The organism is Paraburkholderia sp. Ac-20340, from assembly GCF_017104965.1.
Taxonomy (GTDB): Bacteria; Pseudomonadota; Gammaproteobacteria; order Burkholderiales; family Burkholderiaceae; genus Paraburkholderia.
This window is the reverse complement of the sequence record NZ_JAAGPR010000054.1, coordinates 23993-39636: the sequence shown is the minus strand read 5'-3', so window position 1 is coordinate 39636 and position 15644 is coordinate 23993. Positions and strand designations below refer to the sequence as shown.

Genomic DNA, 15644 nt, shown 5'->3' with positions numbered 1-15644 from the left:
AAACGTGAACGGAGAATGTGTTACCCATGTCTCCGTACACCTGTTACCTATGTCTCCAGTCCATACACCGCTGCAAAGAAAAGTAGGTGCCGCCCCGCACAGGGGCGACGCTAATAGACCGACACGAAAACAAGGAAATGCCAACAACAGCAACAGCAACAGCAACAGCAACACCAATTCAAATAAAACTCTTCAACTTAACAAGCGGATCAGCAAGCGCCAAACCATCAACAGCCACCCCACGCTCCACCATCAACCGCGCCACGCGCATCTCCTTCGCAAAACCGGAAACCGCCCCAAACCCACTAGCCGCCACCAGGCGCCCCCCACCATCAAAAGCAAAATAAACACGCCCATCCCCCGCCACATCCCTAACAACCTCCCGCACACCGAGAGCCGGCTCCCCCACCACCTGCAATTGCCGATCAAACTGATCCGACCAGAACCACGGCGTCTCGCGATAAACCTCCCCAGCACCCAGCATATTGCGCGCCGCCACACACGCCTGCGACTGCGCGTTATGCCACGTCTCCTGCCGAATCCGATGCTCCCCCAACCGGCTAGGAAACACCGCCACATCTCCAGCCGCAAAAACACCCGCCACAGAACTCTCCAGCGTCTCACCCACCACAACGCCCCGCGCAGTCTCCAACCCAGCCTCGCGCGCAAGCTCATCGGCAGGTTCGATACCGATTCCCACCACCACCGTATCCGCCTCCAGCACTTCGCCAGAATCCAGCAAAACAGCAAGCGCGCCATCATCGCTACGCGTAATCGAAACAGGCGACACCTCCAGCACGACACGCACGCCATGACGCTCATGCAACGCCTGCACCTGCGCCGCAATGGCAGCCGGCACACAGCGTCCCAGCAATCGCGCAGCGCCTTCGACAACACACACACGACACCCGCGCGCCCGCGCAGAAGCCGCCACTTCCAGCCCGATAAACCCGCCGCCAATCACCACCACTCTCGCCTGCTCTTCAAAACGCGGCGCCAAAGCCGCAGCATCGTCCAGCGTGCGCAGCCCCACCACGCCCTCCAGCTGCGCCCCCGGAATCGATAGCCGACGCAAATGCCCACCCGTCGCCAGCAGCAACGCTTCATACGCAACGCTGCGGCCATCGGCGAGTTGCAGCGTGCGCGCCTGCGGATCGATCGCCTGCACCTTGCCCACCACATGCTCGATCCGATCGTCGCGCCACGCATGCGGCGCCCGCAACTGGCATTGCTGCGCTTCGCGCTCGCCCGTCAACAAGCCTTTGGAAAGCGGCGGACGTTCGTAAGGCAGATGCCGCTCCGCGCCGATCATCGCGATGCCGCCAGTCCACCCCGCTTCGCGCAGCGTCTGCGCCGCGCGCCCGCCCGCGTGTCCCGCGCCGACGATCGTCATCACCCGTTCGGTGTTCATCGTTTCACACCTCGATCAGGATGCGCCCGCCCTCGACTTTCGCGGGCCAGGTCTTGAGCTTTTCGCAAACCGGCGCGCTCAGCGGCCGGCCATCGCGCACGTCGAATCGGCCGTTGTGTTTCGGGCATTCGATCACATGCCCCATCACGAGTCCGTCGCCCAGATGCACCTGTTCGTGTGTGCAAAGGCCGTCGCTCGCGTACACATCGTCGCCGATGCGATAAATCGCAAAGGTACGCCCCGCGTGATCGAAACGCATCACGTCTTCGTCTTCGATATCGTCCAGCGCCGCCGCGTCGATCCACTGTGTCATGGTTGTCTCCAGTTTTATAGGGTGTACTGATTGTTCAGGCTCGCACCGTTTCCGGGATTGGTCGCGCGACGGCGTACTCGGGGTCGCGCGTCTGACGCACCAGCGCCGGGATAATCTCCGCATAGGCGGCCAGCGTGCTGCTATAAGGCGGCGGCATGTCGTGCTTCACGATTTCGTGCAGATCCGGCAGCGCATGAAACGGCACCATCGGAAACATATGGTGTTCGACGTGGTAATTCATGTTCCAGTACAGAAAGCGGAACAGCGGGTTCATCCGCACCGTGCGGCAATTGCGTCGATGATCGAGCACGTTCTCCGGCATGCCGGCGTGCTGCGTGAGCCCGAAATACAGATAAAGCCATGCGCCGTAGAGGCTCGGCAAGCCGATATAAAGCAGCGGCAAAATCGAATGGAAGCCGATGCACGCAGCAATCACCAGCGCGTACACACTCAGGCTCACACGCGCCTCGCGCACCACCTTCGGCCATTCGGATGCGGGAATGAAGGTCTCTTCTTCGGCGCCCACTTTGCCGAAGGCGGCGCTCACCATCTTCGGCAATTCATGCGAGACGTGCTTGATGGCGAATACGTTGAGCGCGATGCCAGGCCAGTCGGTCGGACGCGGCGCGCCGATCTCCGGGTCGCGGCCCACCACGAGCGTATCGGTGTGATGGCGCGCGTGGCTCCAGCGCCAGACCGTGGCGCGCCGGAATACCTGGAACGAGGCGATCTGATACAGCACGTCGTTCATCCAGCGCGTCTTGAAGGCCGTGCCGTGGCCCGACTCGTGCCAGCGCGAATCGGCCGGGCTGCAATACAGCGTGCCGTACACGAAGAAGGCCGCAATCGCCCAGAGCGAATGCAGGTGCCAGGCCAGTCCGGCGAGCGCGCCGCTCGCCACGATCGCGGCGTACCAGAGCAGCGTGTCGCGGATCGCTCGCGCGTCGCTGCGCTGCATCAATCGCTTCATCACCGGGCGCGGCACCGCGCATTGATACCACTGCGCGTTGACGAGCCCCGCGGCCCGCGCGCGTTCGCCCGCGCCGCCAATCAGCCGGTAGGCGCTGCGCGCCGCGGCCGCATTCTGGGTGTTTCCGGTAGGCGCCACCTGTGTCTCCTTGTCCAGGTTCGGTTCCGCTTCTTTGGCGCGGAACTCGTGTCACGAAAACTCATGTCACGAAAATAGGCCAGCAACGCGCCGACCTCAACGGGAAAATTGACGAAATTTCGTCTTTCTCGCAGCATGGCGTTTATCTTGTTCCGTTTTTCTGGTTCCGCCGATCTGGAGACACCGTGCCCGAAGACAGCCCGCAGCGCTGGCGCAAACGCACCGCGCGTTTCGTCGAAATCGCCGAACTGGCCGGTGTGAGCGCCACCACGGTCGACCGGGTGCTCAACGAGCGCGGCAGCGTTTCGGCGCAGGCGCGCGAGCGCGTGATCGCCGCGGCCCGCCAGCTTGCGGTGCCGCGCCTGTTGCCGGATACCCAGCACGGGCTCATCCATATCGATGTGCTGGTGCCCAGCAGCGACTCGCCGTTCTTCCGCCGTCTGCGCGAGGCGCTGCAACGCTCGACGCAGATGCTGGACCGCCGCGTGATCGTGCACCGCACCATGCTGTCCGCCGCCGACGAAGCGCGCCTGCCGCTTTCGATCGGCCGCTCGCGTCACCCTCGCGCGGCGCTGATCGTCACCGCCCAGGACACGCCCGAGGTGCGCGCGGCGCTCGCGGCCGCCATCGCGCGCGGCGAAGCCGTGGTGACGATGGTCACCGACATCGGCGGTATCGACCGGCTGCACTATGCGGGCATCGACAATCTGCGCGCCGGGCAGACCGCCGGCTACTTTCTCGGGCGGCTGGCGAAGCCTGGGCGCGTGCTGCTGTTGCCCGCGCGGCTCGACTACCGCGCGCACGCCGACCGCATCGAAGGCTGCCGCGCGCAGATCGCCGCGCACTACGGGCATCTGGTCTGCGAAAGCGCCAGCGTCGAGTCGCTCGATCAGGACGACCGCTGCTATCAGGCCGTGAGCGCGGCCCTGCGGCGCGGGCCGCTCGCCGGCATCTACAACACGGGTTATGGATCGGCGGGCATCGAAGCGGCCCTGCGCAAGGCGGGGCTTGCGGGCGAGGTGGTCTGGATCGGCCACGAGATGTTCGATGCCCACCGTCAGTACATCGACGCCGGCATCATGGACATCGTCATCGACCAGGACCCGGACGGCCAGGTCATCTCCGCCCTGCAGCATGCGCTGCACGCGTGCGGCATCGTCGAGCGCGCGGGCGCCGACGAGCCGGTGGAATTCCGCGTGTTCTGCTCCGCGAACGTGCGGCAGAGCGCCTACCTGCGAACCTGACCGACCCTGACCGAACTTGTCGAAGATCAAGCCAAGGTCAAACGGCGACGGTCTTGAGCCGTACCGGAACCCGAAAACATAAAAATTCGGATTTTTCGGGTATTCCAAAAGACATCTTTATCCCACCCTAGTTAAATCTTCGGCTCGCGCCCGGCTCGTCGATCAGGCTGATCGACGGCGACCCTCGCCGCGCCGAAGTTCCCACTCTCATTAATCAGGATGACAAAATAAATGCGCGTCTTTCCTTTGATTAGCGATTCTCCTTCGTCGGGCGTGCCGCAAACCCCGCGCGTCACATCCAGCCCGTCCCAGCGTTGTGCCACGCCCGCGGAAAGCCGGCCCAACGCCCGCCCTGCGCAGCGTCGCGACCGCCGGGGCCGACCGCCGCGCTACCAGTGGCCGCCCGAGGTCGTCGCGCTGCTCGGCACGATGACCGACGCCCAGGTTGCGCACATCACCGGCGCCTCGTTGCCCACGGTGAGCGCCAAGCGGCGCGCGCTCGGCATCGAGTCGGCGCGCGAGCGCGGCGTCGTCGGCCATCGCTGGACCAGCGAAAAAATCGCCCTGCTCGGCAAGATCACCGACGTGGACGCCGCGCAGCGCTTCGGCGTCGTGCCGCAGACCATCGGCGCGATGCGGCACAGGCTGGGCATCGCGCCCAAATCGCGCGCCATCGAGCTCAATGTGCAAACGCTGGCCTTGCTCGGCAAACTGCCCGACGCCACGCTGGCGCGCCAGGCAGGCGTCAGCACCGGCGTGATCGTGCGGGCGCGCGTCGCGTGCGGCATTGCCGCCTGCAAGACCGTGCACGTCTGGACCGAAGACGAGATCGCGCTGCTCGGCACCCTGTCCGACGCCAAGGTCGCACTGCGGCTGAATCTTTCGGAAACCGTCGTGAACAAGAAGCGCCGATATCTGGGCATTGAACGCGCGCGGCATCAATGGAGCCCCGAGGAACTGCAACTGCTCGGCCAGATTCCGGATGCGAAGCTCGCGAGGCGCATCGGGCTGGCGACGGTGACGGTGCGCTTGCAGCGGCGCAAGCTCGGCCTTGCGGCGGTTGCCGAACGCGGCCGCAGGCGGCATCCGCACAGCGGCGTGGCAGGCGTAGTGGGCATAGCGGGCGGCGCGCAGGCTCAGGGTTTGCCGCCTGGCCAGACCGTCGGCAACTGGCTGACCGAAGGGCTTGCGCTGGTCGGCACGATGCCCGATCTGGAACTGGCCTGGCGCTACGGCAAGAGCTACAACACCGTGCGCAGCGAGCGCATCCGGCGCGGCCTGCCGCCCGTGCGTGCGCGCCTGCAATGGAGCGAGGAGCATCTTGCGCTACTCGGCAAGGTCAGCGACGCCGTGATCGCCGAGCGCATCGGCTGCAGCAATACCACCGTCTACAAGAAGCGCACCGAACTGGGCATTGCGCCCGTGCGGCACGCGTGGACCGAAGAGGAGCTTGCCCTGCTGGGCCAGATTTCCGATTTCGAACTGGGCAAGCGCATTGGTCTGTCCGCCAAGACCGTCAATCTGAAGCGCCGCGCACTGGGGATCGCGGCGGCGCGTAGCCGCCGCGCCGCCGCATAGGTGCACGCGTGGCACGCAAGTCCTGCGTCATCCCCCCATCGGCCGCAGCACCGAAAGCCGGTTCGTGACGGCCGTCACGCCCGGCACTGCGCGAGCGATGGCGCTCACCGCATCGATCTGGCTGGCCTCCCTCACCGTGCCATCGAGCGTGATCGCACCGTTTCGCGCGACGACGCTGATATTGCCCGCGTCGATCTCCTTGTGCTGCGCTATCGCCGCATAGACCTTGCGGCTCAGCACGCGATTGGCCTTGCGGGCATCCTTCGCAGTCGATGGCGCAACCGGCGCGGCATGGGTCTGCGCCAGCGCTTGCAGCGAAACCAGCCCAGAAAGCGCGGCAATCATAAACAGGATTCCTCTATATCTCATCGACTTCTCCAAGCGTGATGGCTACTGTGAGACTCAGAACGTATGGCGAACGCCGAGCATCGCCGCCGTGGTCGAAATACCGGGCGCGACCGGTTCGCCATAGGTAATCGCCTGATTCATGTTGCCGCGATTCGCCACATAACCCGCCTGCGCGTAGAGCAGCGTGCGCTTCGAGAGGTTGTATTCCGCGCCAATTGCATATTCGGCCGAATGATTCGCCGAGTCATTCCGGTCGCGCAGATAATAAAAGCCCGACGTCACACGAAAAAACGGCGTGAACTGGTAGCCAAGCCCGGCCGAAATGAGCTGAAAATCGGCGTGACCGGTATTCGACGGATTTTTGCCGATACCATACGACGCCGAAACCGACAGCCCATGAAACGTGTATTTCGCGCCGAAGTAATAAAGCCGGTTATTGTCGAGGCCGGTTGACGGCACATTGGCGGCGAGATTGGTATCGTGCGCGTTGTAGTACACCGCAGCCAGATTCAGGCCGTAATTCGAATACTTGAGCACTGCGGATTCGCGCGTGCCGCCCTGGATCTGCCCCGGCACGCCGCCCGGCGCGTATTCAAGCGCAAGCGAAGCGCCCTGCCATTTCGGCGATTGCCAGACGATGGCATTGCTATCGTAGAGCGCGCCCACCGGCACGTTGGTGTTCGTGCCCGACCAGCCCGCCACCTGGTTCATGCCCAGCCACGCACTCAGGATGCTGCCGAAATATTGCGCCGAGCGCACGTCGGTTTCGGCCATCGCGTAGATCATGGGCGTGAATTGCCGTCCGACGTCGATCGAGCCGAACGGCCCGGAAACGCCTATCGTCGTCTGCTGGTTGAACACGGCGGTGGCGCCGGTGGTATCGGCGAGACCCAGTTTGCCGTTGCCGCTATTGAACACGCCCTGCAGCCGGAAATTGACCTTGTAGCCGCCGCCGATATCTTCACTCCCCTTGATGCCCCAGAAACTCGCGTAAATACCGGCGTCTTTCAAGGCATAGACGTGGCCCAGGTTTTTCGCGGCCGGCGAAAACGAGGCCGCGAACGAGCTTTGATAGAACAGCCCGGTATCGATGGCGCCATACAGCGTCACCGAAGATTGCGCGTGCGCTGCGCCCGCCATGGCCGCACAGGCGGCCACAGCACTCCACTGCTTTCTCATTGCGTCTCCTCAGATCTCCGATGGCCTGTGCAGGCCCATTGCCCGTGCCGATACGTGCCGGCCCGATCTCGTTGTGCCCGCGTATTTTTCTTATAGGGATCGCGGGCGTGTTGCGATGCGTGGTGTGCTTTATCGGCGCAATACGCGCAGATGGCTGCGCCGGCCCGCCGCGAACAGCAGCGCGGAAGCCAGCGCCGCGAAAGGAATCCATTCCAGCGCGGCATGCAGGCCCATGCGATCGGCGAGCAAGCCGGTAATCACGGGCCCGGCGGCCAGGCCCAGCAGATTATTGGCGAGCGCCCAGAGCGCCATGGCGGTGCCGTGAATGTCGGGCGGCGTGAGTTCGGCCACCAGCGCGCCCGTGGGCCCGCACGCGCCGGAGGTAATAAACATGCCGCCGCCGATCAGCACAAGTTGCAGCGTGCCCGGCGGCAGATGAAAAGCCGTTGCGAACGCAACCAGCGAGGCAGCGCAAAAGAGCGCCGCCATCGTCCATTTACGCGCAGGCCGATGACGGCTGATGCGATCGGTCAAGGCGCCGCAAACGATCATGCCCAAACCCGAAGTCAGCACGAACAACGCGGCGATCACGCTTGCGCGGTCGAGACGCATGTCGTAGGCACGCACGAGGTAGCTCGGCAGCCACGCGAACAGCGCGCCGGGCAGGATCAGTTGAATGCCGCAGCCCACATACGCGAAGATTACGGCTCTGGTTGCGAATAAGGCATTGGCAATGCTGCGCGGTGTGAAGCGCGGCCGCGCGGTGCGTTGCGCGTTGAACCCACGTGGCGCGATGCGCCGCTCCGTCACGACGAGCCGGTAAAGCGAGGCCAGCACGAGTCCGAACACGGCCATCGTCGCGAACGACCAGCGCCAGCCCAGATGCGCCGCGACGATGCCGCTAAGCGCCATGCCGAGCATCGAACCGAATGCGCCGCCCGCGAGAAACGAGCCCGAAAGCGTCGCGCGCAGATGGGCGGGAAACACGCTGAGCACCACCGCCAGACCCACGCTGCCATAAGCGGCTTCGCCCACGCCCACAAAGAAGCGCGCCGCGAACATCTGGCCGTAGTTCGCCGAGACCGCACAGCCCAGCGTGGCGAGACTCCAGAGCACGGCCATCAGGATCAGGCTGCGCACGCGGCCCCAGCGATCGGCGAGCAGAGACAGCGGGAAGGTCAGCAGCCCGACCATCAGCGCGACGATGCTGCTGAGCGAACCCAGTTGCGTATCCGAAAGCTGCCATTGCGCCTTGAGCAGCGGAAACACCGCGTTGAGCACCTGGCGCGACATGTAATCCGCGAGCAGCAGGCCGAAGGTCAGCGCGAAAACGCACCAAGCGTAGGCCCTGGGTACATCTGGCGCGGCCGCGTCGGCTTCGCCGATCGCGATGGTCGCTTGCATTCCCACGTTCGTCTCCTTGTGTGTTCGCTTGTTTCAGGGGCTTGTTCCTGGCGCTTGTTCCTGGCTTGTATTCCGGGTGCGTGTTCTGGACACTACGCGCAAGCCGTCACAACGCGCCAGGCCGCGCGAGCACTTCGATCAGCCCCTCGGCGGCCGGCCATTCGCCGTGACCGCTGGCCGGATTCAGATGCCCCACATCGCCGAGTTCGACGCACTCGCTGCCCCAGTCACGCGCGATCGAGCCCACCCACGCATGACGGGCGAGTGGATCATTGCCGCTTGCCGCCACGATCGACGCGAACGGCAGGGCTTCGCGCGGCACCGGCAGCCAGCCCGCAGCCGCCAGCGCGTCGGCTTGCGGATAGCCCTCGGGCATCGGCGTGTCGAAATCGGGCGGCACCGCCAGCAACGCGCCGCGTATCGCTTCGCTGGCCGTGCGCGGATACCGGCGCGCCCAGTGCGCGACCGAAAGGCAACCGGCGCTGTGCGCGACGATCACCACCGGCGCTGCGCTCGCGCGAACGCACGACCTTACCGCTGCTTCTATCGCGTCCACGCGCGCGGCGCAATCGAGATCGGCACGGCCCATCGGCGCGACCGCCGCCACGGGCCGGCGCGCGGCTCGCAAGCGCGCCTCCAGCAGCGTCTGCCAATGCTGCTCGATGTGATCGCGCAGACCAGGGACGATCACAACCCACGGTTCGCGCCTGATGGTGTGCGTCATGGTGCTTTTCCCGTTCACGCCGCCGACTTCACGAGCCCGAGGCCCGACGCGAGCGCGCGATTCGGCAGATAGCCATTGGCGGCGAGCGTCGTATCCACGTCGTCGTAGAAGGTGCCGATGCGGTAAATCGCACGCGCCTCCTTGCCGCTGGCGATCTCGCGCCCCAGTTCGCGCGCCACGCGCACGCACTGCTCGATCTGCTGCACCGAACTCATGCGCTCGCCATGCTGGCCGATGATCGTATCCTCGATCCCGCAGCGCGGATGCAGCCCCATCGACATCGCCATCATGTTGAACGGCAGTACATTCTTGAGCAGCGACTCGGCGGTGAGCGTGCAGCCTTGCGGCGCGCGGTGCACGAAGTTGAAGAAGTTGAACGGATTCGGGCCGTCGAAACCGCCGCCGATGCCGATCCACGTGAGATTGAGCGGACCGCGATACGCGCCCTTGCGCACCAGCCGCTCCAGCGTCTCCAGCGCGTGAATGCCCGTGAGCTGGAAATGCGGCTGGATGCCCGCGTTCTGCAGGCGGCGCAGATGCTCCTCTACCCACGCCGGGCCCGCCGGCACCGTCATCTCCGCATAGGCCGCCTGCAAGGCCGGATTCGCCAGCGACGTGCCCTGCAGATACTCCGGGTACAGCAACTCCATGATGTTCATCTGCGTGGTGTTGATGGCGACCGTCACCTGGTCGGGGCGCGGTTCGAGTTCGGCCAGCATGTGGCGCGTATCGTCGGAGAGCCATTTGGCGGCCTGGCCGTCGTCTTCCGGCGCGAACGAAATCGAGCCGCCTACCTGGATGATCATGTCGGGCACGGCCTTGCGCACGCCGGCAATCAGCTCGTTGAATTTCGACAGACGTTTCGAACCCTTGCCGTCCAGCTCGCGCACATGCAGATGCAGCACCGTCGCGCCCGCGTTATAGCAGTCCACCGCTTTCTGCACCTGCTCGTCCATCGTCACCGGAATATCTTCCGGGAAGTCCTCGGGCATCCACTCGGGGCCATAAGGCGCCACCGTGATCACGACCTTGTCCATGTTCTCGGGATGCAGCGAATCGTCGAAGAATTGCATGTGCGGGCTCCAATGTCTTTTTTGTACGATGAATGAATCGATAAACCGATAATTGATTCGGCATCCGTATCAATACGGAATGTCGCCGATAATGCCCGCGCGCTCCATCTTGCGATGACACGGCGGGTAATCCATCACGGCGTAGTGCTGCGTGCTGCGGTTGTCCCAGATCGCCACGCTGCCCGGTTGCCAGCGCCAGCGCACCTGGTATTCGGGCACGTAGGCCTGGCTGATCAGGTAATGCAGCAACTGGCCCGCGCCGGGGTTGTGGTCCTGGCCGATACGCACGCGCGCAGCCGTGTGATAGTTGACGAAATGCGTCGTGAAGCCGTTGACGAACAGCACTTTCTCTTCGGTTTCGGGGTGCGTGCGCACGACCGGATGTTCGGCATCGGGATATTGCGCTTTCAACGCGAGCCGCTTGTCGATCGGCATCGCTGCGCCAAAACTCGACTGGATGCTGTGATTCGCACGCAGATCCGCGATCTGCGCCTTCACGGTCTCCGGCAGTTTTTCGTAGGCCAGCGCCATATTGGCCCACATGGTATCGCCGCCTACCGGCGGGCATTCCACGCAGCGCAGCACCGCGCCCATTTGCGGCGCGGCGCGCCAGGTGGCGTCGGAATGCCAGGCGTTTTCGTAGCGATCGTTCGGGTGATCGGGCGTCTTGTAAATCTGCACCAGCCCCGGATGATCGGGATGGCTGCCCGCAACGGGGTGATCTTCCAGCGCGCCAAAACGCTCGGCAAACGCTACGTGCTCCGCGCGCGAGAGCGTCTGGCCACGCAGGAACAGCACCTTATGCCTGAGCAGCGCCGCCTTGATCGCGGCAAACAGGCCGTCGTCGTGCACGGCATCGGCGAGATCGACGCCCACCAGTTCCGCGCCGATCGCGCAGGTCAATTGCTCGACTTTCATCGCGCCTCCTCAGAGCGTGAAGACCGACGAACCGGTCGTGCGGCGCGCCTCGATATCGCGATGCGCCTGCACGGCATCTTCGAGCGCATAACGCTGATTGATTTCGATGCGGATGCGCCCGGCCGCGACGTGACCGAAAATCTCATCGGCGAGCGCCGCTTTTTCGGCGGGATCGGCGATGTAATCGGCCAGCGCCGGACGCGTCACATAGAGCGAGCCTTTCATGGCCAGCATCTGCGGCTCGAAGGCGGGCGCCTTGCCCGAGGCCGTGCCCACGCACACCAGCAGTCCGCGCCGCTTGAGCGAATCGAGCGAAGCCGCAAACGTGTCCTTGCCGACGCTGTCGTACACCACGGCCACGCCTGCGCCATCGGTCAGTTCGCGCACGCGCTTCGCCACGTCTTCGCGCGTGTAAAAGATGACGTGATCGCAGCCGTGCGCGCGGGCCACGGCCGCTTTCTGCTCGCTCGACACCGTACCGATCACCGTGAGCCCGAGCAGTTTGGCCCATTGGCAAAGGATCAAACCGACACCGCCCGCCGCGGCGTGCACAAGGATCGTTTCGCCCGGCGCGAGCGGCCAGATGCGGCGCATCAGGTACGCAGCGGTCAGGCCGCGCATGGTCATGGCGGCCGCCGTTTCGCAGGCGATCGCGTCGGGCAGTTTGATGAGGGAATCCGCGCCGATCAGGCGCTCGGTGCTATATGCGCCCAGCGTGTTGACGAAGCCCGTATAGGTCACGCGATCGCCCGGCACCACGCCGCTCACGCCCGCGCCCACCGCTTCCACGACGCCGGCCGCCTCCACGCCCATGCCGGCCGGCAGCGGCACCGGATAAAGCCCGCTGCGGAAATACGTATCGGCGAAATTCAGTCCGACCGCCTCGTGGCGCAGCCTCACCTGGCCCGCGCCCGGCGCGCCGACGGCCACCTCCTCCCAGCGCATGACGTCGGGCGCGCCCGTCTCGTGAAATCGGATTGCATGGGCCACTTCGTGTCTCCTGTAGAGCGGATTGTTCGTATCAATGCGTCGTTTCTTTTCGATGCCGTCTGCGCTTGCAGCGTCTTGGCTGCATCGGCATCGACATCGGTTTATCTGGCGCACCGTCATGAAACCCCATTGTGGTAAGCCCACGCCCGGCGCGCTTGACCACGCGCGACACGACCTGACGCTGAACGACAAGCGCCTGCACGCGCTGCTGACACGGCCCGCGTTCATGGTTATTCCTGACAGACGCCGCCCCGCGCCGACGGTAGCCTCGACGGATCACGTCTGTTTTTCACGCCATGCCCCTCCTGGTTCGCACCGCCTCCCTCACCAAGTACGCCCAGATCGCCCGCAGCATCGGCCTCGATCCCGTGCGCGCGCTGCGCGAAGCCGGCATCGATCCGTCCTGTCTGACGACACCGGACCTGCGCATTCCCGAAGCGAGCTTCGCGCGCGTGTTCGAGGTCTCGGCGCACCAACGCGGCGCGGCGCTGGGCGTACGTATCGGCGAGGCGTGGCGGCTGGCCGATTTCGGCGCGCTGAGCCTGTTTTTGCAGCATCAGGCCACGCTGCGCGACGTGCTCGCGCAGATCGAAAGCTATCGGCATCTGCTAAGCGATTCGGTCGCCGTGCATGTCGAGGAAGTCGACGACGTGGCGGTACTTCATGTGGCGTTGATGACCGGCCGCCCGCACCCCGGCCCCGAAATCGTCGAAATGGCGGTGGGCGCGGTCTTCAGCCTCGTACGCGCGATGCTGGGTCCCCAATACATGCCGCGCAGCGTGCATTTCACGCATGCAGCGCCCGTTAGCGTAGAAGTGCATCGGCGCTTCTTCGGCCAGCGGGTGGAATTCGAAAGCGAGTGCGATGGCATCGTGATGGCGCGGCACGATCTCGATCGCGCCAATCCGCTCGCCGATGCGCATCTCGCGCACTACGCCAAAGAATTGCTCGACCTGCAGCCGCGTTATCAGCAGGAATCGCTCGCCGACAATGTGCGGCGCACGCTGCATATCCTGCTGCCGCGTGGACAGGGCGCGATCGAGCCCGTCAGCATGCGGCTGGGCCTCACGCCACGCACGCTGCAACGTCAGCTCGAACAGACCGGCATGCGCTTTTCGACGCTGCTCAACGAAGTACGAGCGTCGCTGGCGATCCGCTATTTGACGCAGCCGCGCCATTCGGTTTCCGATGTCGCGGACCTGCTGGGGTTTTCGGAATTGAGTGCGTTTTCACGCTGGTTCAGCAGCGAGTTCGGTCAGGCGCCCAGCCATTGGCGCGGCGCGCTGCTCGAACAGAACGCCAACGGTTCTGTTCACACCGGCCACTAGATCGCGCTTTCTATGGCTTCGCCACGCTGATCTGCTCATCGATCACCTGCGTGCTCAGGCGGTTCAGACAAAGCTGGCCGCCGCCCATTACACGCCCAGTACGCAGATCGAAACGCAAACCGTGCGCGGGGCAACTCAGCACGCTCCCTTGCAACGCGCCATTCGCAAGCGATGCACCGTTGTGCGGACAACTATTTTCGATGGCATGCAATTGCCCTTCGATACGAAAGACCACCACGCTGCCGCCATCGACGAATACGAGTTTGCGCTGCCCTTCACCCAGGTCGCTATCGGCGCAAACGGGAATGGGTGTGTTCATAAGCGCGCTCATGCGCTTTTGCGCAGAAAGCCCTGATTCGCGCCTTGGCGATTCGGCGCAAAGCCATTCGCGAGCAGCGATGCTTCGACCGTGTCGTAAAACACGCCGATGCGCGATATCTCGCGTGCCTCTTTCGCCGTAGCGATATCGCGGCCGAACTCGCGTGCGATGCGCACCAGTTGCTCGATCTGCTTTACGGTACTCATTTTTGCCGTGCGCGCCTGGTTCCACAAACAGTCTTCGATACCGCAGCGCACGTGCAGGCCCATCGCAATGCCCATCATGTTCACGGGCAGCACATTGCGCACGTTGCTTTCCACCGTGACCACCGCGCCATCGGGCACCGCGCGCATGAAATTGGCGAGGCTATAGACGCTGGGCGTATCCATGCCGCCCGCAATCGCGACCCAGTTCATCACCAGCGGCCCTTTGTAGAAGCCGCGCCGCATCAGCCGCTCGACCGACTCGAAGCTGTTGAGGTTGTAGCACTGGAACGCGCTCTGAATACCCTTCGCCGTGAGACGGCGCACGTGTTCCTCGACCCATCCCGGCTGGGCCGGAACCGTCATTTCCTTATAGGCGCCGAAGATCGCGGGATGCTCGCGCGAGGTGCCCTTGAAATCAGCGTCTTCGGCCTGATCGGTCACGTTCATCTGCGAGGTGTTGACCGTCACCGTGACCTGGTCCGGCGCGGGTTCGAGATCGGCGAGCATATGGCGCGTGTCGTCGGACAGCCATTGCGCAGCCTGCCCTTCGTTTTCCGGCGCGAATGAGATCGATCCGCCCACCTGGATGATCATCTGCGGCACCGCCCGGCGCACACCGGCAATCAGCGCATTGAATTGCGATAGCCGCTTGCTGCCCTTGCCGTCGAGTTCGCGCACATGCAGATGCAGCACCGTCGCGCCCGCGTTGTAGCAATCGACGGCCTTCTGGATCTGCGCCTCCATCGTCACGGGAATGTCATCGGGAAAATCGCCGGGCAGCCAGCCGGGCGCATAGGGCGCGGCGGTGATGATCAGCGGCGGCTGGTTCTCGGGGAAAAGATGGCCGTCGAGAAAGTTCATGGGGAATCTCCAGGTGGCGAGCAGACGATCGGTGGGAATGCGCCTTATTGTTCGGCTTCGATGCGCGCCGCGCTTGATCGTGGATGACAGTCGCCTGGCGGATTGGGACATCGCCGGACATCGCCGGACGTTTCCCGAACCTATTTAGCCGGAATAAAGCCCACGGCTTTTCAGATCGGAACCTGAAATTAAATCAATTTAACAACTCGGAATATTTCGGAAATTCACGAAAAAAATGCCGTCATTCGATGCGATCGGCATATGACGGGATAAATTACCGGCGAATATCCACCGGCAATGCAAGGCAGCGCCAGCCGCCCGCGGCGGTCGCCCGAGCCGCCCGCCGCGGCCTGAAAGCCATTTACAAAATCCATAAGCCATATTATTCACTTCACCATCTATCGCAATCCGGTCGATTCAAATTAAAATGCCGAACCGCGTCCAATATCGTGGCGCGAGAAGAACAAAATCAGCATAAAATACCTGCCGGTGACAAACCGGCAAAAATTGACCAAAGCGAAATTCGCGCAGCCTTGTCTTCGAATGCGCAGCGCGATTTAAAACCACCACGACCGGGGAATGTCACTGCGAAGAAAAACGATCGCCGCCGCACGGCGAACTCTCGCGCATAGACCAGACC

Annotated in this window: 16 protein-coding genes; 4 read left to right on the top strand and 12 right to left on the bottom strand. The window is 63.9% G+C overall.

The window, feature by feature from the left end:
- Positions 1-178: 178 nt before the first annotated feature.
- From G3N59_RS35415 to G3N59_RS35405, 3 genes are read right to left on the bottom strand one after another with little or no spacing between them, the layout of a single operon-like run.
- On the bottom strand, positions 179-1411 hold the full coding sequence (locus G3N59_RS35415; protein ID WP_205987649.1) for an FAD-dependent oxidoreductase: 1233 nt from the start codon (positions 1409-1411) through the stop codon (positions 179-181).
- A gap of 4 nt (positions 1412-1415) precedes the next feature.
- Positions 1416-1724, bottom strand: a complete 309-nt coding sequence (locus G3N59_RS35410; RefSeq protein WP_205987648.1) for a MocE family 2Fe-2S type ferredoxin — start codon at positions 1722-1724, stop codon at positions 1416-1418.
- A gap of 34 nt (positions 1725-1758) precedes the next feature.
- Positions 1759-2832, bottom strand: coding sequence for a fatty acid desaturase family protein (locus tag G3N59_RS35405; protein WP_205987647.1), 1074 nt, complete (start codon positions 2830-2832; stop codon positions 1759-1761).
- Between the two features lie 185 nt (positions 2833-3017).
- On the opposite strand from G3N59_RS35405, the gene G3N59_RS35400 reads away from it, so the two are divergent.
- On the top strand, positions 3018-4076 hold the full coding sequence (locus tag G3N59_RS35400; RefSeq protein WP_346777985.1) for a LacI family DNA-binding transcriptional regulator: 1059 nt from the start codon (positions 3018-3020) through the stop codon (positions 4074-4076).
- A gap of 231 nt (positions 4077-4307) precedes the next feature.
- Entirely contained in the window at positions 4308-5654 is a 1347-nt protein-coding gene (locus G3N59_RS35395) for a hypothetical protein (protein ID WP_205987645.1), read from the top strand.
- A gap of 27 nt (positions 5655-5681) precedes the next feature.
- Here G3N59_RS35395 and G3N59_RS35390 read toward each other — a convergent pair whose 3' ends face one another.
- From G3N59_RS35390 to G3N59_RS35360, 7 genes are all read right to left on the bottom strand, one after another.
- On the bottom strand, positions 5682-6023 hold the full coding sequence (locus tag G3N59_RS35390) for a BON domain-containing protein (protein WP_205987642.1): 342 nt from the start codon (positions 6021-6023) through the stop codon (positions 5682-5684).
- A 33-nt stretch (positions 6024-6056) separates the two neighbouring features.
- Complete coding sequence (locus G3N59_RS35385; protein ID WP_205987640.1) at positions 6057-7181, bottom strand: porin; 1125 nt, start codon at positions 7179-7181, stop codon at positions 6057-6059.
- A 129-nt stretch (positions 7182-7310) separates the two neighbouring features.
- Positions 7311-8585, bottom strand: coding sequence for an MFS transporter (locus tag G3N59_RS35380; protein WP_205987639.1), 1275 nt, complete (start codon positions 8583-8585; stop codon positions 7311-7313).
- A 106-nt stretch (positions 8586-8691) separates the two neighbouring features.
- On the bottom strand, positions 8692-9309 hold the full coding sequence (locus tag G3N59_RS35375; protein ID WP_205987638.1) for an alpha/beta hydrolase: 618 nt from the start codon (positions 9307-9309) through the stop codon (positions 8692-8694).
- A 14-nt stretch (positions 9310-9323) separates the two neighbouring features.
- A complete protein-coding gene (locus G3N59_RS35370; RefSeq protein WP_205987635.1) occupies positions 9324-10382 on the bottom strand; it encodes a 3-keto-5-aminohexanoate cleavage protein in 1059 nt (352 codons plus the stop codon).
- A 69-nt stretch (positions 10383-10451) separates the two neighbouring features.
- The gene (locus G3N59_RS35365; protein ID WP_205987633.1) at positions 10452-11300 is read right to left on the bottom strand and encodes a TauD/TfdA family dioxygenase; all 849 of its coding nucleotides are present in this window, start codon (positions 11298-11300) and stop codon (positions 10452-10454) included.
- Between the two features lie 9 nt (positions 11301-11309).
- Positions 11310-12290, bottom strand: a complete 981-nt coding sequence (locus tag G3N59_RS35360; protein WP_205987631.1) for a quinone oxidoreductase — start codon at positions 12288-12290, stop codon at positions 11310-11312.
- Positions 12291-12586: 296 nt separating this feature from the next.
- On the opposite strand from G3N59_RS35360, the gene G3N59_RS35355 reads away from it, so the two are divergent.
- Positions 12587-13618 carry an AraC family transcriptional regulator gene (locus tag G3N59_RS35355; RefSeq protein WP_205987630.1) on the top strand — a complete coding sequence of 344 codons (1032 nt, stop codon included), beginning with the start codon at positions 12587-12589 and terminating at the stop codon, positions 13616-13618.
- Between the two features lie 10 nt (positions 13619-13628).
- Here G3N59_RS35355 and G3N59_RS35350 read toward each other — a convergent pair whose 3' ends face one another.
- Positions 13629-13937 carry a Rieske 2Fe-2S domain-containing protein gene (locus G3N59_RS35350; RefSeq protein ID WP_205987629.1) on the bottom strand — a complete coding sequence of 103 codons (309 nt, stop codon included), beginning with the start codon at positions 13935-13937 and terminating at the stop codon, positions 13629-13631.
- Positions 13938-13945: 8 nt separating this feature from the next.
- The gene (locus G3N59_RS35345; protein WP_205987628.1) at positions 13946-15004 is read right to left on the bottom strand and encodes a 3-keto-5-aminohexanoate cleavage protein; all 1059 of its coding nucleotides are present in this window, start codon (positions 15002-15004) and stop codon (positions 13946-13948) included.
- Positions 15005-15087: 83 nt separating this feature from the next.
- On the opposite strand from G3N59_RS35345, the gene G3N59_RS35340 reads away from it, so the two are divergent.
- Complete coding sequence (locus G3N59_RS35340; RefSeq protein ID WP_205987627.1) at positions 15088-15636, top strand: hypothetical protein; 549 nt, start codon at positions 15088-15090, stop codon at positions 15634-15636.
- The last annotated feature ends 8 nt before the right edge of the window (positions 15637-15644 follow it).